Annotated in this window: 14 protein-coding genes and 3 pseudogenes; 13 read left to right on the forward strand and 4 right to left on the reverse strand. The window is 57.7% G+C overall.

Going from position 1 to position 18,621, the window contains the following annotated elements; translation table 11 throughout:
• The first annotated feature begins 179 nt into the window (after nucleotides 1-179).
• The 6 genes from WN982_RS39455 (at nucleotide 180) to WN982_RS39480 (ending at nucleotide 6,037) form a co-directional block, all read left to right on the forward strand.
• The gene (locus WN982_RS39455) at nucleotides 180-2,843 is read left to right on the forward strand and encodes a glycoside hydrolase family 19 protein (protein ID WP_341317364.1); all 2,664 of its coding nucleotides are present in this window, start codon (nucleotides 180-182) and stop codon (nucleotides 2,841-2,843) included.
• A complete protein-coding gene (locus WN982_RS39460) occupies nucleotides 2,837-3,856 on the forward strand; it encodes a hypothetical protein (protein ID WP_341317365.1) in 1,020 nt (339 codons plus the stop codon). The genes WN982_RS39455 and WN982_RS39460 overlap by 7 nt, the downstream gene beginning before the upstream one ends.
• 19 nt (nucleotides 3,857-3,875) lie before the next feature.
• Nucleotides 3,876-4,271: a hypothetical protein gene (locus WN982_RS39465; protein ID WP_341317366.1), complete on the forward strand. Its 396-nt coding sequence runs from the start codon at nucleotides 3,876-3,878 to the stop codon at nucleotides 4,269-4,271.
• Nucleotides 4,272-4,425: 154 nt separating this feature from the next.
• On the forward strand, nucleotides 4,426-5,004 hold the full coding sequence (locus WN982_RS39470) for a lysozyme inhibitor LprI family protein (protein ID WP_341317367.1): 579 nt from the start codon (nucleotides 4,426-4,428) through the stop codon (nucleotides 5,002-5,004).
• Nucleotides 5,005-5,059: 55 nt separating this feature from the next.
• On the forward strand, nucleotides 5,060-5,707 hold the full coding sequence (locus WN982_RS39475) for a hypothetical protein (RefSeq protein WP_341317368.1): 648 nt from the start codon (nucleotides 5,060-5,062) through the stop codon (nucleotides 5,705-5,707).
• Nucleotides 5,708-5,827: 120 nt separating this feature from the next.
• Nucleotides 5,828-6,037 carry a PAAR domain-containing protein gene (locus WN982_RS39480; protein ID WP_341319566.1) on the forward strand — a complete coding sequence of 70 codons (210 nt, stop codon included), beginning with the start codon at nucleotides 5,828-5,830 and terminating at the stop codon, nucleotides 6,035-6,037.
• A gap of 187 nt (nucleotides 6,038-6,224) precedes the next feature.
• On the opposite strand, the pseudogene WN982_RS39485 reads toward WN982_RS39480, so the two are convergent.
• Nucleotides 6,225-6,983 (reverse strand): annotated as a pseudogene (locus WN982_RS39485) (transposase).
• 121 nt (nucleotides 6,984-7,104) lie between these two features.
• Nucleotides 7,105-7,290: pseudogene (locus WN982_RS39490) on the reverse strand (hypothetical protein); the annotation flags it as partial.
• A 131-nt stretch (nucleotides 7,291-7,421) separates the two neighbouring features.
• On the opposite strand from WN982_RS39490, the gene WN982_RS39495 reads away from it, so the two are divergent.
• From WN982_RS39495 to WN982_RS39520, 6 genes and pseudogenes are all read left to right on the forward strand, one after another.
• Entirely contained in the window at nucleotides 7,422-9,401 is a 1,980-nt protein-coding gene (locus WN982_RS39495; protein ID WP_341317369.1) for an amylo-alpha-1,6-glucosidase, read from the forward strand.
• Between the two features lie 51 nt (nucleotides 9,402-9,452).
• The gene (locus WN982_RS39500; protein ID WP_341317370.1) at nucleotides 9,453-12,218 is read left to right on the forward strand and encodes a glucosidase; all 2,766 of its coding nucleotides are present in this window, start codon (nucleotides 9,453-9,455) and stop codon (nucleotides 12,216-12,218) included.
• 140 nt (nucleotides 12,219-12,358) lie between these two features.
• Nucleotides 12,359-13,984 (forward strand): glucose-6-phosphate dehydrogenase, encoded by a 1,626-nt coding sequence (zwf, locus tag WN982_RS39505; protein ID WP_341317371.1) that lies wholly within the window; start codon nucleotides 12,359-12,361, stop codon nucleotides 13,982-13,984.
• 35 nt (nucleotides 13,985-14,019) lie between these two features.
• On the forward strand, nucleotides 14,020-14,820 hold the full coding sequence (locus WN982_RS39510) for an ROK family protein (protein WP_341317372.1): 801 nt from the start codon (nucleotides 14,020-14,022) through the stop codon (nucleotides 14,818-14,820).
• Between the two features lie 942 nt (nucleotides 14,821-15,762).
• A pseudogene (locus WN982_RS39515) lies at nucleotides 15,763-15,915 on the forward strand (nitroreductase); the annotation flags it as partial.
• A gap of 76 nt (nucleotides 15,916-15,991) precedes the next feature.
• A complete protein-coding gene (locus WN982_RS39520; protein WP_341317373.1) occupies nucleotides 15,992-16,303 on the forward strand; it encodes a high-potential iron-sulfur protein in 312 nt (103 codons plus the stop codon).
• Nucleotides 16,304-16,334: 31 nt separating this feature from the next.
• Here WN982_RS39520 and WN982_RS39525 read toward each other — a convergent pair whose 3' ends face one another.
• Entirely contained in the window at nucleotides 16,335-16,685 is a 351-nt protein-coding gene (locus WN982_RS39525; protein WP_341317374.1) for a DOPA 4,5-dioxygenase family protein, read from the reverse strand.
• 36 nt (nucleotides 16,686-16,721) lie between these two features.
• Nucleotides 16,722-17,195, reverse strand: coding sequence for a GNAT family N-acetyltransferase (locus WN982_RS39530; protein WP_341317375.1), 474 nt, complete (start codon nucleotides 17,193-17,195; stop codon nucleotides 16,722-16,724).
• A gap of 861 nt (nucleotides 17,196-18,056) precedes the next feature.
• On the opposite strand from WN982_RS39530, the gene WN982_RS39535 reads away from it, so the two are divergent.
• A complete protein-coding gene (locus WN982_RS39535) occupies nucleotides 18,057-18,530 on the forward strand; it encodes a hypothetical protein (protein ID WP_341317376.1) in 474 nt (157 codons plus the stop codon).
• Nucleotides 18,531-18,621: the final 91 nt, after the last annotated feature.

The following is an 18,621-nucleotide window of genomic DNA, read 5'->3' on the forward strand; positions in this document are numbered from 1 at the left end:
CGTCGAACCTGACTTACTGACCATTACCACTACCACACCACACAAGCATGCCCGCACAAGCTCACCCGCATCCAGCACCAGCAACGGTCCCTGCGCCCGCGTCAGCGGCCACCGCGCCGACCCCAGCGACCTCGCCGCTAACGTGGGGCTATCCGTTTCCGGACAGGGACAACAAGGAAGTGACCAGCCCGCAGACCTTCTATCAGGCACTGGCCGGAATGGATGATGGCTTTTTCCCGCTGGGGGTCAATGGCTTTCCGCACGGCGGTATCCACCTGAACAACGGCGTCGGCATGTTCGGGACGAAGGACGGCGTGCGCTGCATTGCTGACGGATACATCGTCGCCTACAAGATCGATGACGCCTATCCACACCTGCAATTCAAGGACGGCAAGTGGGCCATGTACTCGACCGGCTTCGTGCTGGTACGCCATACGCTGACGCTGCCGCCCGCGCCCAACAGCACGGGCGTACAACCGGCTGACGAGTCACACGATATCTACAGTCTCTACATGCACACGGCGGACTGGGCGACCTATCTGGCCGATGAGAAACTGAAGCGTCCGTGGTGGTGGCTGGATGTTGACGCGTTCCGCGTTCAAGACAGGGATCATCAGATGGCCCCGCCCGAGGGAGGCACGACCGGGGCGGCGGGCGCATTTGTCTGGACGGAGCCGAAGGCGGGCAAGAAGGCCGGAAGCTTCACGGCGGGCGAACGGGTCGGCTTCCTGCCCGCAGGCAGCGAGGTCATCATCAGCGAGACGCGCGGCCAGTGGGTACACATCAAGGCCATCACGGCGGGTCATATGGTCAGCCTGGTCAATGGCGGCTATTTTGGGTGGGAGGACCAGAATGTTCCGTGGAAAACTGAAGCCGAGAACGCGAAGGTCACTCCCGAAAACGACTGGGGCTGGCTGTACAAGCCGAACCTGCAAGGGATCAAGGAACCGGACCCGGTAGGACAGGTGGTGATTCCGCCGAAGCCGGTATTCGTCAAGGCCGGGACGCCGCTCGGCCAGATCGGTGAGTATCACGATTACGAGCGTGCGACGCCGCTGCCACCTGTGCCGAAGCGCCAGCTTTTGCATCTTGAAGTGTTTGCCGACGATGGCTTCAGCGCGTTTCTGGACAAAAGCCGCGCGCGGGCAGCACGGCTACCCGTCGATCAGCGGACACTTCTGGTGATAGATGTGGGTGCGAAACTGGTGAAAGACATCGCTCCGGCAGATCGCAAGTTGTGTGACTGGCATCCCCTGTACCGGGCTGACGTGACACCGGACAGTCCGGCAAGCGGTCCCTGGGTCAAGGTGCAACCGCGCTATCAGGACTCAAACACGACCCTGCTCATGCCCGAGGGGCCGCCTGTATGGATTGAGCGAGAGAAACTCGCAACCGCAACGGCCACAACGCCCGCCTGGAGCCGGTTCCCGCTTGGCCTGCAAAACGTGGCCGACCCAGCGAACGCATTTACGCTGGTGTATCCACGCAGTCAACTCGATGGACTGAGGGCGCAGGACAAGGCTGTTGACGATGGCAAGACGCAATGGTGGCGTGTGAAATTTGGCAATGCAGACGGACACCCGGCTACGGGCTGGGTCTGCGAAAAGAACCATCCCGGTACACAGTGGCAGAGTCCGTGGGCGTGGCCTGGCTTTGAAAAGGTGGACGCCACCGGTATCAATCTCACGGACGCTTTCAAGCGCAATCTGGTCCTCACCGGTGCAGCGGACTGGAAGGAACAGAAGGAGTTCGAGCCATCGATCACGGCAGTCAATGGCAGTCCATTGTTGCTGAAACTGGAACAGACGATTGCAAAGCTGTCTCCCCCTCCGACCTACGGGGCCGGTAGCAAGCCCAAACCGGAGAATCCTGCTGGCAAGGTCACGGCCAGGGCTATGCAGGCAGCAATGCGCACGCCGTGGCTCGCGCAGGCCCTATCACACGTGATCCTTCGCTACGAAAGCGAATGGGGCGGTGACATGTCGCGATGGGATGCAATCACACCGCTGATGCGAAACGCAAAGGATAACTGGCAGGTTGAAGTGCAGCGCATCCACAAGCTGCAATGGTGGAGCGAGGTGAAGGGCAAGGTCGCGGGCTTTCCTGTCAGCGCGACGGTGCACCACATTCACCCTATTGGTCTGATCACGAATTTCATGTGTAACTGTAACTGTATCGATATAGATACATTTTTGCAGGCCTACGAAGCTGAGCACATATCATTTGAAGCAGGTACGCAGCCGCTAGATGACACGTCAAAAAATAATCTGCGAATTTTTATTCAAGGAATTCTCGACTACTACAAGAAATATAAAAATGGAGAGTGCAATGTCCCCTATATTGCCTACATGCTTGGAACGGCTCGTTTGGAAACAAAGAAATATCATGCAGATCAACATAAAACTATTTATTTCGAACCAACTACGGAAGGCGGTCCCATGTCCTATTTTAATAAATACGACCCAGTTTTAGCGGATACGGCAGCCCATCGACAACGCGCGCTTGACGACGGAAACACACATCAAGGAGATGGTTACAAATATCGTGGTCGTGGGTACGTCCAGGTGACCTGGAAGAGTAACTATCAAGCGATCGGGCAACTAATTGGTGTCGACTTGGCGAATAGTCCCGATCGAATGTTGGAACCGGAAATCGCAGCATGGGCGACTGTCTATGGCATGGAAAATGGAATTTTTACTGGGAAAAAACTCTCAAACTATATCAGTGCAACGACGCAGGATTACGTTAACGCTCGGCGGATAATAAACGGCTTGGATCAGGCCGATAAGATCGCTGGTTTTGCGGTTAGGTTTAAAATAATTCTTGAGGCGGCAAAATGCTAAAATCAGTATTCTGTGCATTTGTTATTTCAGTGCCATTGTTGATTTCTGAAAAAACTATTGCGTCTGACTTGGGGCGAGATGGTCATGCGGACAAGATATTGATTGAGAAAGTAAATAAAGCGGGTGAGGTCGAAATTTATGAAGGTGGCAAATCGCTAGGAAAATATGAAAATTTAATCGTCAACGCATCTTCGCTTTCTTCAAATCTAGTGCCGCTTGTAGACGGAGGGCTCGCCATTGAAATTGATTCAGAAGGATCGAGAAATAAGTTTCATATCGTCGCGCCGATAAATAGAATCGGAGGTCGCCTCTATGTCGATTGCATATACAGAACGTTCTATGATTCCGTTGACGAGACACGTTCAGTTGGCTCTTCCTGCAAGAGGGTAGAGTTAGGCAGTTTCGACGTTGCTGCTGCGATTAGTGAAGACGGCATGATTGCTTACAGTGACGGAAAGGATTGGCTGAAAAACATACAACGCGCAGCTTGTACTAACCCGACTGGATTGGAATATGGGGATTTTCGTTTTGTTAGATGTAGTGCCGATGGGGCCTCGGATACAAAGAACCAAAAAATTATAATTCTCGACAAAGGCGGGAAATCCCTTGCTACTCTTGTTGGTTATGAGTTGATTCCAAAGGTGGACGGATTTGGGTTCGCAATAATCGCTGGTCTTCAAAGCCAGGCGATTGTTTTCAGTGGGGATGCTCGGTGTCTATCGAAAGAGATGGTCAATTCGAATCCTTCATCTGGTGTGGCCAAAATTGCAAATGGACTTGCTATTAATTACACGCTCAACGAGACTAATGCGTGTATTTCTGGTCATTATTCGTATGCTGGGAGAAATGGAGATATTGTGCTAAAAGGTTATAAGGACAATGGGATATTTTATTTGCTGGAAATGGTATCGCATAAGATCTCGAGTGGCCTTTTTATACTCAATCGACTGGATGGCGGCGCTCGGGGTGTGTGGGTTGCAGTTCCTCCAAAGGAACCGCTCATGGTAAATTAAGTATTTACGATGCCCGAGTATGAAGAGCGTTCTCTATTTTTTTGTAAGGCTCAATATAGTTGCCGCATTGATATTTTCGTCGATTGCGGCATTCTCAGAACCATCCTCTGGTGCGTCGGGTATTGAAAGGCTACGCATCGATTTTATTTCCGTTCCAGATTGGATCGAGATAAAGCGTATCGAAGAAGAACCTGAAAAACTTGTGGTTCGGCTTGTGCGTAAAGACGGGGTGGTGATTCCGATTGCGACATTTAATCAAGACGGCCTGCCTACCCGGAATTGGTTGGCACTTTCAAGAATTCAGCCGGTGGGGGGAGTGCTATTTGCAATTGTCAAGTGGCGATATTACCTATCTGGAGTCGATGCGGAAGGTGATTGCTATGAAGTGCATGCGTGTGAGACTCAAAAAAAGTGAAAGCGGCGGAATTGCTTTCTCGGAAAACAAAAAAATATCGGTTTTTTTTGGTTCTGGATCTGACGGAAAGCGGGAGGGTGAAATGGTGAATTTTCGATTTAAGGATACTGCCTCCATTCGGAAGAGTGTGAGCCAGGGTAGGGTTTTGAAATAAATGAAGATAATTGGTATGGTATTGGCGGGGCTATTTTTGATTTCTAATGCTGCTCATTCTCGGCCGGTATGTGGCAGTCCGGTAACGCGCGAGATTGAGACTTGTGCTGAATCAAATTTCAAGGAAGCTGATGCTGAATTAAATCGTGTTTATCAGGCGCTGGGAAAAAAATGGGTGGAAGGAGATCGCAAGCAGTTGCAGCAGGCGCAACGCTATTGGATTCAGTACAAGACTAAGTACTGTCAAGCAGCATTTGACGAAACCAGCCCAGGTCAGGAAGCGGGTATCGATAAATGGGCTTGTTTAGAATCGGTAACGTTCACGAGGACGCGCGAACTCCTTTTCCTTGATAACTCGTATAGCATGAAGGATTTTAAGCGAGCTTTAACTTTCATGGCGAACGAGTATGAAAATGGCAATGAGGGGCAGGTGCTCAATAAATTGGCTCGTGATATGCCAGATGGAAAGAATCAGGACTGGTTGCGGTACGTCGAAGCTAATTGTCAAATGACTCACACCAAGCTTCGAGAGGAGCACGACGTTTGTGTGGCGAGGATGAATTTTTACAAAAACTGGTAGCCTCACAATGCCGAATGAACAGCGCTGCTATAACGAGACGCGGGAATAACGGAGGATGACGTTGCTGACTCCCAGTATCCGGTATGACCACAACGGGATTTCGTTCTTCAGGGTGCTGCCTGTCTACGTTCTCTTTTTTGAAGATGAGGATGGCGACCCCTGTTTTGTCACCGAAAGAACTGAGCAGGGCCAGGCAGTCGTGTGCTTTCTCTCCCCTTTCGATGCGGTGTTCGAGGCGGCTCACGCTGTAACACGCGGCAGGTTCTATCATGTGCTGCCCGCGTCTGAGGTCGACTGGAGAGTATTTCGCGATGCTGACCAACTCGGATTCATTGCCGACATCCACCTGGGATGGCCTTCGATTGACGGCAATATTCTCCTGCGCCCCTCGGGCAGGCTCGGCGGGGTTTGCAGGTTGATGCACCACTGGGCGCGTGACCCGCTGATGTTCGAAGTGGACCCGATTATCCTCGCGGAGTATTCCCGGATTCGCGAGCTTGCCGGTCTATTCGCCTGGGAGGAGACTCACAGGGAGGTTTTGAACTGGGACAGTCATCGCCTGTATCAGGTTGCCGAGCGTGCCTTTGGCTCGATTGAGCTATTGCGACGGAACGCTACGGGTTGCAAACAGGTTGCCCTGTTCGATCCCGAGTTTGGGCAGTGGCATTTCGTCCCCTTCACAGAAATACCGCAGCGGCGATGACGCGGCCGCCCAGATATCCATCAGACCGCTTTCAAGGAAATAACAATGAGTCAACGCTACACCATTCGCGATGGTGATAAGACCACGGCAGGGGGGACTGTGATAGCACATCGCGCCGACATGCTGTACGGCCGTTCGATAGCGTACGAAGGTGATCCGGTCGTGTGTCCGGCATGCAACACGACCGGGTATATCGTTTGTGTGGGCGATCGTGTTTCCAGCAGAGGCGTGAATGGTCGTCAGGAGGCATTGAGCTATGACTGGTGCATGTGCAAGTGCGAAAAAGAACCGCTACTGATCGCGTCGCAGAACCGCTCAATGAGTAGATAGCAGACCACCGTTGCTGTGATGCCCCGGAAAACCGCAGTGCTTCACGCCCGCGCGAGCGGTTGTCTTTTTGTGCGTGATTGCGGCGATCCAGAAATCCTAGGGTGTGATTTCTACACGACCCCGGCGGTCACACCGCTGACGTGGCGCTATCCGTTTCCGGACAGGGATAACAAGTTGGCCCTGCAATTCAAATTGCGAATTGAGGTGAGCCGGGCAAGGGATGTGAGGGCCGCTTTGCCCGCACAAAGCCGGCGAGCAGACGCGAGAGCATAAGCGCAAAAAGCATGGGCTCGATGCCCAGGCGGACGATGGCGCGCAGCAGCCAGCGCAGGTTGTAGCCGGCGGCGCATAGCACGGCATGCAGCGCATCGCCAGTTTGTCCTTTGAGCCAGCAGCGCCGCGTGCCGTGGTCCTGCTTCACGTGCCCGATGATTGGCTCGATGGCCTGTCGCCGTTTCAGCCAGCGCCGCTGAACGCCCGACAAGGTTTTTGCTCTTGCCGCGATGCACGACCTGGCCAGCAGTTCTTCGACACCGGTTTCGCCCAGCGCTTGCCGGAAGCGCACCAGATTGGTCGGGTCGCACGGCAGGCGCGGCTGGAAGTACTCCTCGCCGCAGAAGAACTGGAAGTACACGTCCTGCGCCCAACGCTCGCACACCGACTCATCGCTTTCGTTGTACGCGTGCTTCACGTAGAGCAGACCGACCATCAGCCGAACTGGCAACCGTGGCCGACCGGCCGCGCTCGGACTAGCTCCTGCCAGCACAGGCGTCACGCCGAACAGATCGATGCCTTCACTGACCTGGCCTTCGCGCGCGCCGCTCGAACACCGGACCCAGCGTTGCTCCGATCGACGCCCACGGCATCCGCGTGGCCAGCACGGCCAGCGCGTGACGAAGATCGATCACGCGTCCAGGCGGCTGCGGAAAAAGTCGGGGGTGGTCATCGGCGTCGCTCACAAACTTCCAGAAAGAAATGCAGATCAATATCGTTTCTGGGAGTTCGCCAATTCACTAAGCCCCAGTGAATCCTTGCTGCGCTTGCCTACTGAGATTTCTGAAAAGCCGACTCTTGTAGTTGCTCGTGTCCGGCAACGGCGGAATCCTCGAGTCGGGTGTGCGGAAGTCGAACGCAGTGGTCAGGTCGCCGCACACTGCGCGGCGCCACGCCGTGATGTTCGGCTCATACACGCCAAACCGCGTTTCGATGAAGCGAATCACCGATGTGTGATCGAACACCTGCGAGCGAACAAAACTTAACAATTCGCGTCGATTTCTCGACAGGCAACGGAAAGCGATAAGCTGGCGAATGTTCACGATAGCGCCACGCGCCTGAAGTCCAGGCATACCGAAAGATCTGCGGTTTGCATAACCCAGGTAAATCCATGACACGCATCGGCAGACCCTTCGACATTTCGCGTCTCGAAGACGAGTGGCTCGAAGCAGACGGCTTCGGCGGTTTCGCATCGGGCACCGCCGGCACGTTACGCACGCGCCGCTATCACGCGTTGCTGCTGACCGCTACACGTGCCCCGGGCGGGCGCATCGTTCTCGTCAACGGTGTCGAGGCGTGGCTCGAGGCCAACGGCAAACGCTATCCGCTAAGCATGCAGCGCTATGTGCCGGACGTGATCTATCCGGACGTGACGGCGAGCCTGTTGGACTTCGACACTCAGCCGTGGCCGACATGGCGCTTTCAACTCGACGCGCAAACGCTGCTGACGGCCGAAGTGTTCGTCAGCAAGGCAACGTGCGAAACGGTTTTGCGTTGGCGCGCGGAAGCTTCCGAACCAAGCGCCAACTCGAACGCGTTCACGTTGAAGGTCAGGCCGTTGCTTTCCGGCCGCGACTATCATGCGCTGCACCACGAAAATCCCGCGTTCAACTTCAACGCGCAAACGAGTGACGAGCAAGCGCGCGTCAGTTGGCAGCCATACGGTGACTTACCAGCTATTCAAGCGGTGACGAACGGTGTCTACACGCACGCACCCGACTGGTATCGAAACTTCTACTACGTCCGCGAGCGTGAGCGTGGCCTCGATTTCAGCGAAGATCTCGCGACGCCCGGCGTGTTCAGCTTCAATCTCGCCGAGGGCGAAGCGGTGATGATCCTGAGTGCATCCATAGCGGCTGCGGCTAGGACTGCAAACATTGAACCAGCCACCGCCCATGCCACGCAACTCGCCACCATCGAACAACAACGCCGCGCCGCGCCAGGCTCTCGCCTCCAGCGCTCCGCCGATGCCTATGTCGTCACGCGTAACGAAGGCCGTACGATCATCGCGGGTTTTCCGTGGTTCACCGATTGGGGCCGCGATACGTTCATCGCCATGCGCGGCTTACTGATTGCATCGGGCCGATATAGCGACGCCGAAGCGATCCTGCTCGAATGGGCCGGCACACTGTCTGAAGGCATGCTGCCGAATCGCTTCCCTGACTATGGCGATACACCGGAATACAACTCCGTCGATGCGTCGTTGTGGTTCGTCGTCGCAGTGCACGACTATCTCGCGACCCATCACGCCACCGCCGCCACGCGCACGTGCTTGCAGCAGGCAATAGAAACCATCCTCACGGGCTATACGAACGGCACGCGCTTCGGAATCAAAGCGTCCGCTGACGATGGACTTTTGAGCGCGGGCGTGTCCGGCGTGCAACTGACGTGGATGGACGCAAAGGTCGGCGACTGGGTGGTCACGCCGCGCATCGGCAAACCAGTGGAAGTACAAGCACTCTGGATCAACGCATTGCGCATTGCAGCAATGTGGAATCCGCGGTGGCAGCAACCGGCCGAGCGAGCGTTGCAAGCGTTTCATGAACGCTTTATCGATCCGTCGACGCAAGCGCTTTTCGACAACATCGACGTCGATCACGTAAATGGCGCTGTCGATCGCTCGATCCGGCCGAATCAGATTTTCGCCGTGGGTGGCTTGCCGTTTCAATTACTCGACGGCGCGGCGGCGCGTGCGGTAGTCGATCAGGTCGAAGCGGAGCTGCTTACGCCGCTAGGTTTAAGAACGCTCGCGCCGTCCGATCCTGGCTATCGGGGCCACTACGCCGGTACTCCGTTGGAACGAGATGGCGCCTATCATCAAGGCACAGTCTGGCCGTGGTTACTAGGTCCGTTTATAGAAGCGTGGCTACGGGTTCACGCGACCGGGCACGATGTCTGCATGCAAGCCAAAGCGCGCTTTCTCGAGCCGCTGTACGCACATCTCGACCACGCCGGTCTCGACCACCTCTCCGAAATCGCCGACGGCGACGCGCCGCACAGACCCGCCGGCACGCCGTTTCAGGCGTGGTCGCTCGGCGAGCTGCTACGCATTGAAAATCTGCTTGCCCGGATGGAGCGCATCGCCGCGTAAACCGCGCTACGATATGAGTCCCGCCGCCAAGCTCGACGCAAGGACGTATTCATGCCACCGCTGCGCGCTGCCAATTTGCTCGCCACTACTGAAGGTTCACGCCTGCATTCGGCCGAGTGTGACCACTGGCAACGCTGGGGGCCCTATCTCAGCGAGCGTCAATGGGGAACGGTGCGTGAGGATTACAGTGCGAACGGCACCGCATGGGACTACTTCCCGCACGACCACGCGCGCAGCCGCGCGTATCGCTGGGGAGAAGACGGCATCGCCGGTTTCGGCGACGACAAGCTCAGCTGGTGCGTCTCGCTTGCGCTGTGGAACCGCAACGATCCGATTATCAAGGAACGCCTGTTCGGCCTCACGAACGCGCAGGGCAATCACGGCGAGGACGTGAAGGAGTTGTACTTCTACGTCGACGGCACGCCCACGCATTCGTACATGCGAATGCTCTACAAGTACCCGCAAGCGGCCTTTCCGTACGACGATCTGATTCAGGAAAACGCGCGGCGCGGTGCCGACATGCCGGAGTACGAAATCCTCGATACCGGCGTGTTCGACGATTCGCGCTATTTCGACGTGCAGGTCGAGTACGCGAAACATGCCCCCGACGACATCCTGATGCGCGTGACGATCGAGAATCGCGCGGACCGGGCGGCGTCGCTCGATGTGCTGCCGCAGATCTGGGCGCGCAATTCGTGGTCATGGAAGGAAAACAAGGACAAACCAACGCTGGTCGCCGGCGAAGACCACAGCGGCGAGATGCATGTGGTCGGCCGTCAGCATGGTCATGAGCCGATCGTCGTGACTGCATGGTCGAAAGATGCGCCTCACCTGACGTGGCTGTTCTGCGAGAACGACACCAACGTCAAGCGCCTGTTCAACATGGACGGCGCGGGCCCGTTCAAAGACGGTTTCAACGATTACCTCGTGCACGGTGACGCGCAAGCGGTACGCCACGACGCCGGCACCAAGGCGGCCGCGCACGCACCGCTCGAACTCGCGCCGCATGGCCGCGCCGTGGTGTACCTGCGCTGGCGTCCGGAGTCGAGTCCGGATGATGTCTTGCTCGACGCCGACGCGGTATTCGCTCACCGCATCGCCGAGGCAGACGAATTCTATGGCGCGTTGCAGCATGAGATCGACGATCCCGATGCGCGCCTCGTGCAGCGTCAGGCGCTCGCCGGCATGCTGTGGTCCAAGCAGTACTACCAGTTCGACGTGCATCGCTGGCTCGAAGGCGATCCGCTGCAACCCGCGCCGCCCGAGAGCCGCAAGCGCGGCCGCGACTCGGAGTGGCAGCATTTGTGCAACGCGGACATCGTGTCGATGCCCGACAAGTGGGAATACCCGTGGTACGCGTCGTGGGATCTGGCGTTTCATGCAGCCGCTTTCGCGCTGATCGATCCGGCGTTTGCGAAGCGTCAGTTGCTGCTGCTCGTGAAGGATCGCTACCAGCATCCGAACGGCCAGTTACCCGCGTACGAATGGGCGTTCGGCGATGCGAATCCGCCGGTGCATGCATGGGCCGCATGGCGCGTCTATGAAATCGATCGCGCGCTGACCGGTAAGGCGGATCGCGATTTTCTCGAACTCGTGTTTCACAAGCTGTTGCTGAATTTCTCCTGGTGGGTGAACCGGAAGGACGCCGACGACCGCAATATTTTTCAGGGCGGTTTTCTCGGCCTCGACAACATCGGCATCTTCGATCGCTCGTCGCCGCTGCCGACCGGCGGCCACATCGATCAGGCCGACGGCACCGCATGGATGGCCGCGTACGCGCTCGACCTGATGCGCATTGCACTCGAATTGGCGTATGCGAACCATGTGTTCGTCGATATCGGTGTGAAGTTTTTCGAGCACTTCCTGTATATCGCCCAAGCCGTCAGTTGCGACGACGGCTGCGATACCGGTCTGTGGGACAGCGAAGACGAATTCTTCTACGACAAACTGCGCCTGCCGGACGGCGGCAACATACCGATGCGGGTGCGCTCGATTGTCGGCCTTATTCCGCTGTTCGCTGTACACGTACTCGAAGAACGTCTGCATGGCGGCTTGCCGGGCTTGCGTGAGCGACTCGTCTGGTTCCTCCAGCATCGGCCCGATCTGGCGAGGCTGGTGTCGCGCTGGAATGAGCCCGGCAAGGGCAATACCCTCCTGCTGTCGGTGTTGCGCGGGCACCGGATGAAAGCATTGTTGCGCCGAGCACTCGACGAAAGCGAATTCCTCTCCGATCACGGTGTGCGCGCACTGTCGCGCGTGCATCGCGACAAGCCGTTTGAGCTCGACCTCAACGGCCACAGTTTCTGCATCAAGTATCTGCCGGCCGAGTCGGACTCACGCGTATTCGGCGGCAATTCGAACTGGCGCGGGCCGGTGTGGATGCCGGTGAACTACCTGCTGATCGAATCGCTGTATGAATTTCATCGCTACTACGGCGACGATTTCCGCGTCGAGTATCCGACCGGCTCAGGGCAAAAGTTTTCGTTGTGCGAAATCGCCGACGAACTGGCACGTCGCGCAACCACACTATTTCTCAAGGACAAGTACGGCGAGCGGCCGGTGATGGGCGCGTATCCGCTGTTGCAAGCGGACCCGCGTTCGCGCGATCTCGTGTTGTTCCACGAATATTTCCATGGCGACAACGGGCGCGGCGTGGGTGCTTCGCATCAAACCGGCTGGAGCGGGCTGGTTGCGTTGCTGCTGCAACCGAGAGCGATGGCCGGATCGGGCAATGTGCCGTTGACCGGCGAACCGGAACCGGCTCCTGCACCGGCACGCACGCCTGAGCCTGCGCTGGCAACCGCGGCGGCGAAGTAGTTAAACAGGCATACGAAGTTACACAAGCCATACAACACGCGTGGTATGCGGGTTTAGCGGTTGATTTGAACTGTGCGGGTTCAAGCGTGGTTTTTTATGTACCGCCACGTCCGATTCATTGGCTGCCTTAAGCGAATCCCATGTCGACTACTCCGAACGCATCACTATCCGCTCAACCTGCTTCCAGCGCCGGAGCGAACCCCGAAGCCAGCTGCAAAGTCAGCGCGAGTCCGCATGATGCGCCGCCGTCGCCGGCCGGCAAGCGGCCTGCGCCTTCTTGCACGCTCGTCATCTTCGGCGCGGGCGGCGACCTCACCAAACGGCTGCTGATGCCCGCGCTGTACAACCTGGCCGTGGATGGCCTGCTCGACGGCGGTACGCAGATCATTGGCGTGAATCACGGCGAGCGCGAGACGAGCGCATGGCGCGACGATTTGCACAAATCGCTGCAACAGTTCGCCGCCGACAAAGCCAGCACCTTCCACGCCGGCAAGCTCGACGACAAAGCGTGGGACTGGATTGCGCAACGGCTCGAATACATGGCCGGCGAATTCGAAACCGACGACACGTTCGCGAAGCTCAAGCAGAAGATCGATCAGTCGCCGGGCGGCAACGTGATTTTTTATCTGGCAGTCAGTTCGCGCTTTTTCAAACCGATCGTCGAACATCTCGGCAAAGCGGGTTTGCTGAAAGAAGGCGATGGCGGAAGCGACGGTTTCCGCCGCATTGTGATCGAGAAACCGTTCGGCACCGATCTCGCGTCGGCACGGGATCTGAACGAACACATCCTGTCATACGCGCAAGAATCGCAGGTGTATCGCATCGATCACTTTCTCGGCAAGGACACCGTGCAGAGCATTCTCGCAGTGCGATTTGCGAATGCGCTGTTCGAGCCGGTCTGGCGGCGCGAGTATATCGACAGCGTGCAGATCACCGCGGCCGAAACGATCGGCGTTGAAGGGCGCGGCAAATTCTACGAACAGACTGGCGCGTTTCGCGACATGCTGCCGAACCATCTGTTCCAACTGCTCGGCATGGTCGCGATGGAGCCGCCCAATTCGTTCGATGCCGAAGCCGTGCGCGACAAGAAGGCCGACATCTTCGACGCGATCCTGCCGCTGACTGCCGATGACGTCGTATTTGGTCAATACGAAAAGGGTCCGGCAGGCGTCGGGTATCGCGAGGAACCGGATGTCGGGTCGGACAGTACGACGGAAACGTATGCCGCCGCGCGCGTGTTCGTCGAGAATTGGCGGTGGGCGGGGGTGCCTTTCTATCTGCGTACGGGCAAGCGGCTCGCCGCACGTCGCACGGAGATCGCGGTGCAACTGAAGCCCGTGCCGTTCCGTCTGTTCCGCGACACGCCGGTCGATGCGCTGACGCCGAACGTGCTGACGTTGCGCATCGATCCCGCGCATGGCACGAGTTTCGACTTCAACGTAAAAACGCCCGGGCCGGTGATGCAGGTGGGCGCGGTGCAGTCGTCGTTCGACTATGGCGATTTTTTTGCCGAGCGGGCTAACGTCGGCTATGAGACGTTGCTGTATGACTGCATGCTTGGCGACGAGACGCTATTCCAGCGCGCCGACAGCATCGAAACGAGTTGGGCCGCGGTGGACGACGTGCTGCATCCGAAGACCGGCGGCGCAATACCGGTGCACGGTTATGCGGCCGGCAGCGAAGGCCCCGCGGAAGCAGACGCGCTGCTCGAGCGCAACGGACATGCGTGGCGGCCTTTGCAAAGGAACGCAGTCGAGAAGAAGTAATTCCATGAGACGCAGCGACACAATCGGGGGACACCATGGCAACACGTAAGAAGAAAGCGACAGGCAGCGACGAGCGGATTCTGGCAATCGACGTCGGCGGAACGGGGTTGAAAGCCGCGATCATCGATGCTGACGGGCAGATGAAAACCGAGCGTTTGCGGGTAGCGACGCCGCATCCGTGCACGCCGGATCAACTGGTGGATGCGTTGGTGATGCTGGTGGAGCCGCTCGTCGAGAAGGAGCGGCCGACGCTGATGTCGATCGGTTTTCCGGGCGTCGTGCGCGACAACCGTATTCTGACCGCGCCGCACTTCGGCGTTGAGGGCTGGCACGACATTCCGCTGGCCGATTCGCTGGCGCAGCGCCTGGGTGGATTGCCGGTGCGGATGATCAACGATGCCGAGATGCAAGGCCTTGCCGCGATTGAAGGCCACGGCATTGAGTTTGTGCTGACGCTGGGCACTGGCGCGGGAACGGCGCTCTTTCGCGACGGCGAGTTGATGCCTCATCTGGAGCTTGCGCATCATCCGGTCAGCAAGAAGGGTGTGGCGTACGACGAGTATATCGGCGAGGCGGCGCGCGAGAAGGTGGGGAATAAGCGTTGGAATCGCCGTGTCGAAAAGGTGATTGGGATTCTTGCTTCGCTGGTGAATTACGACAAGCTTTGGATTGGTGGTGGGAATGCTGCGCGGCTGACGATTGAGTTGCCGGCGAATGTCGCGACTGTATCGAACGATGCAGGTATCGAGGGTGGGACGCGGTTGTGGCACCCGAAGTCTGTTCGGGAGACGCGGCAGTTGCCGGAGGCTAATCAGCGGGTTGGTCTGTTCAAATGATGGTTTTTTTGCTGCGCAGCGGGGTTGGTTGGTTGCCTACGGCGTTGGTCTTTGCTTTCGTTTTTTGCCTGCGCGGCGCTTATCTCTGTGTGCCTGCGGTGTTGGCCTTTCCTTGATTTGTTAGTGGTCTATTAGCTTCGCCCCTGTGCGGGGCAGGCACTTACTTTCTTTGCCGCCGCAAAGAAAGTAAGCAAAGAAAGCGGCTTCACACCGCTAATTCTTAAGCGGGTCCCCTGGCTTGGAGGAGGCAGTGGAGCATCTGGAATCGGTGCTCTCGCACATTCCGCGCTTGTGACAAGGCAGTCATCCTTCCCGCCTCGCACTGCGTGCTCGCCGGAACGGTCTGCAAGGGAAACCAGTGACTTCGCTTTGGTTCGTGGGGGTCATTGGCTTTGCCCCGGCGAGGCGCTGAACTGTGGAAGTGCGGGCCACTTCGCCGAACGAAACGTAGCCGCAAGTTGCGCTAGCGCAGCAAAGGCAAGCCACTACGGTTGAACAACCGCAGGCACCGGAAGCGGCTGACGAGCCCGTCGATTTTGTGAAGTACCGCAGAGCGTCGGAACTGGCGAGTGGTTTGATGAAGTACCGTTTCGGCGCGCGCAGCGCCGCCGGAAGAATGACTGCCTTGTCACTCACGCCGAATGTGCGAGAACACTGATTCCAGATGCTCCACTGCCACCTCCAAGCCAGGGGACCCGCTTAAGAGCTAGCGGTTTGAGCCGCTTTCTTTTGCCTACTTTTCTTTGCGGCCGGCAAAGAAAAGTAGGTGCCCCCCCGCACAGGGGGAACGCTAATAAACCAAAAAGAAAAGAAAAACCCACCGCCGTAGGCACACAGAATAATGCCGCCGCAAAAGGCAAAAAGGACAAAGAAAAACCCAACGCCGCAGGTAAGTCTGCACGCCTGCAAGCGAGAAACCAGCCCCTCGCGCTAGAATCATCGCAGGCCGCATTCACGCCGTTTCATCGGGTCATCGCCGCGCATCTCGGCTTGCCGGACGAAGAGCAACTGGTGTGCGGCATGTCGCTCGGTTTCGCCGACGAAAGCGCGCGGGTCAACCTGTTGCGCACCGAGCGTGAACCGGTCGAACGTTTTCCCTGTTCCTCGATTGAAGAACGTTGCCGCGTGTCGTCGCTTGCCATCATCCACTACTACTTTCCACCGGACCACCATGAAAACATCGCGCCGAAACTTTCTGATGCTGAGCGTGGGCGTCGGCTCGACGCTGGTGCTCTCGCGTGCCGCGTTCGCTGACACAGGCGGCAAGCTCAGCGAAGCGGATCCGAAGGCACAAGCCGTCGGCTATAAAGAGGACGCTTCCAAGGTCGACAAGGCGAAATTCCCTGACTACACCGCCGGACAAACTTGCGGCAACTGCTCGCTGTTCCAGGGTAAAGCCACGGACGCCTATGGCGGCTGCACGCTGTTCGGCGACAAGCAGGTCGCCGCGCGCGGCTGGTGCAGTTCGTATTCAAACATCTGATGTGAACGAACGCGCGCCGCCCGCACGCATGTCAGCGCAATGCGTCCAGCAGCAGTGGATGCGAATGGCCGATCCACACGGCCGCGTCGCGATGGTCGCGCAGGGCGTCGCCGGTGTTCGGGTGGAGAAAAATATCGAGCGAGCCATGATTCAGCGTGAGCCAGCCGACAATCTCGGCGAACTGCTCCTGGCTGAATGCGAGCTGATACGACCACATCGGATGCGGCCCGACCGGACGCTCGTGAAAGCGGCCCAATTGCAGCTTGCCGTTCCAATGCGCATCGATCTGCTCGCGAAAGGCCCACGCGGCGTCGCGGCTGCTTGAGTCGAAGTAGATGTGGGCGTGCCAGCTTGCAATGGCCGAGGTGTCGCGAAAGGTCATAAGAGGGTCAGTTGCATATCAGTCTTTATCAGACTTTCATTCTGCTTGAGTTTCCGTCGACGCGTGCGGTAAGCGCCTCATGTGAAACTGTCTTTCATCTTCATCGACTGTCTCGAAGCCCAGGCGTTCGTACAGGCGTTTCGCCGGATTGCCCTTGAGCACCTTGAGCGTGACCGGCAACGCGTCGGCTTGTGCGGCCTGCAGGACCGTTTGCAATGCGCGCTCGCCGATGCCGCGGCCTTGATGCTCCGGCGCGATCTGCAATTGCACGACGACCCATTCGGTATCGTTGCGATGTGCTTTCAGCAAACCGGCCGGCGCGCCGTCGACGCAAATCACCCGCGCCGTGTCGTAGCGATGCAGCAGCCGCGCGCGATGCCCGGCGTCGTCCGCAGGTTCACCGACGCGCGCCAGATGCTCGGTCATGGTCGCCTTGCGCAGTTCGAAGAGAAAGCCTTCGTCGGCGTTCAACGCTGGACGCAAGGTGAGGACAGGTTCTGGTGTGGGCATGCTGGAAACGTTCCCGGTGCGCAGGCGGCTCGTAAGAATTGTCGCGCCATCAGCGCTTTTTTACCACGCGGTCATGTTTCGGCCGATCAACTTCATGGCTCGGCGGCCGCGTCGATTCTGCTACGGATGATCCGCGTCGATGCCGGCAAGCGTGCCGCTTCAAGCACTATTTGGCGGCGCAGCTGAAACAATCCGATCTTTTCAGCGCCTATTGACCGAAATCGCCGAGCGCCGGCGATTCGCCAAATTGGGCCGCCATTTCCCCTCGTTTCGCGCAATTGCATTCGCGCTCTCTCGCATAAACTGGTTTCCATGGAGCGACAGGTCATCGAGCCCATCGACGCGGTCTTCCCCCGCGTTGTTTTGAACCGTACCGTTGATAGCAGTTTGCCGCGGTTGTCGAAAGCGGCAGGGCAGGAAAGCAGTAGGAAGTAGAAGCAATCGGAACAGCGCGCAGTCGATTCAATAAGCGCTGGAAACAGCAGGGGATTGCAGCGAGGTGCAGTGAAACGAAGGACCGAGCTGTGATGTAGTAGCAATTGAAGTTGCAGTTCAAGTAGCAGTTGAAGTAGCAGCAGCGTTGTTAGTGAGTGGTGGGTATAGGTCGGCAAGCATCCACGCGCCTGCGCGACTCCTCCATCCTGTCCGACCCTGTTCCCTTGCGGAACAGGGTTTTTTTTCGTCGGTGCAGCACATTGCGACTTGCATTCGCTTAAGTCTGTCTTAATAGTTGCTTGCCATGATGGCGACACAGATTCACATTCAGAGTCTGTCAGGCCGCCGGCGCATCGGCGGCGTTTGTCACCGGACAACAAAATTCCGGTGGCAAAGCCGAGAGTTAGCGAAGGAGGTTGAACCGATATGTCCAGTAAATCGCGAAGCCGCAAGCACAGTCAGCCAGCAATGTCGCCGCTGTTGCGCGCGCTTACCTATAGCCGCACCGCACACGAGCCAGTCACCGAGGCGATGCTTTTGCAGAGCTACACCGCTCTCGATGCATTCCGGCACGGCCACGGCTCGCGGAATTTGCACATGACGCTGAGCCGGCATTTGCTGGTGTCGCAAGAACTTTCGCGTCTCGGGCTCGGGGCGGACGTGCTTGCCGACATTGAAAGCGCACACGCAGCGATGGTTCAGCTCGACGTCCGCGAGCATCGCGATGGCATCTGGACACTCGAGGACAGCGAATATTCCCGCCTTTGCACTGCGCTGGCCATTCTGGACGGACAACTGTCCATCGCCTCGCTGAGCGACATCGCGAACGCCGAAGCGAAAATGCTCGAAGGACTGATGAGATCGGCCCAGAAACAGGCGGCTGCCGTAGCGACGGTCTAACCGCGCCGTTCTTCGCTCTGCATAACCCGGAAACGAAAAACGCCCTACGTAGGGCGTTTTTTTGACTCCGGAGTCAACCGTTATCACGATC

The sequence above is a fragment of the Paraburkholderia sp. IMGN_8 genome (assembly GCF_038050405.1).
In the GTDB taxonomy this organism is placed as follows: domain Bacteria; phylum Pseudomonadota; class Gammaproteobacteria; order Burkholderiales; family Burkholderiaceae; genus Paraburkholderia.

Bases quoted from the DNA above. Each gene is read 5' to 3' on its own strand.
- WN982_RS39475 (WP_341317368.1), top strand. From the start codon at position 5,060: ATGACGTTGCTGACTCCCAGTATCCGGTATGACCACAACGGGATTTCG.
- WN982_RS39470 (WP_341317367.1), top strand. From the start codon at position 4,426: ATGAAGATAATTGGTATGGTATTGGCGGGGCTATTTTTGATTTCTAAT.
- WN982_RS39480 (WP_341319566.1), top strand. From the start codon at position 5,828: ATGCTGTACGGCCGTTCGATAGCGTACGAAGGTGATCCGGTCGTGTGT.
- WN982_RS39525 (WP_341317374.1), bottom strand. From the start codon at position 16,685: ATGACCTTTCGCGACACCTCGGCCATTGCAAGCTGGCACGCCCACATC.
- zwf (WP_341317371.1), top strand. From the start codon at position 12,359: ATGTCGACTACTCCGAACGCATCACTATCCGCTCAACCTGCTTCCAGC.
- WN982_RS39500 (WP_341317370.1), top strand. From the start codon at position 9,453: ATGCCACCGCTGCGCGCTGCCAATTTGCTCGCCACTACTGAAGGTTCA.
- WN982_RS39535 (WP_341317376.1), top strand. From the start codon at position 18,057: ATGTCCAGTAAATCGCGAAGCCGCAAGCACAGTCAGCCAGCAATGTCG.
- WN982_RS39465 (WP_341317366.1), top strand. From the start codon at position 3,876: ATGAAGAGCGTTCTCTATTTTTTTGTAAGGCTCAATATAGTTGCCGCA.
- WN982_RS39520 (WP_341317373.1), top strand. From the start codon at position 15,992: ATGAAAACATCGCGCCGAAACTTTCTGATGCTGAGCGTGGGCGTCGGC.
- WN982_RS39510 (WP_341317372.1), top strand. From the start codon at position 14,020: ATGGCAACACGTAAGAAGAAAGCGACAGGCAGCGACGAGCGGATTCTG.
- WN982_RS39495 (WP_341317369.1), top strand. From the start codon at position 7,422: ATGACACGCATCGGCAGACCCTTCGACATTTCGCGTCTCGAAGACGAG.
- WN982_RS39530 (WP_341317375.1), bottom strand. From the start codon at position 17,195: ATGCCCACACCAGAACCTGTCCTCACCTTGCGTCCAGCGTTGAACGCC.
- WN982_RS39460 (WP_341317365.1), top strand. From the start codon at position 2,837: ATGCTAAAATCAGTATTCTGTGCATTTGTTATTTCAGTGCCATTGTTG.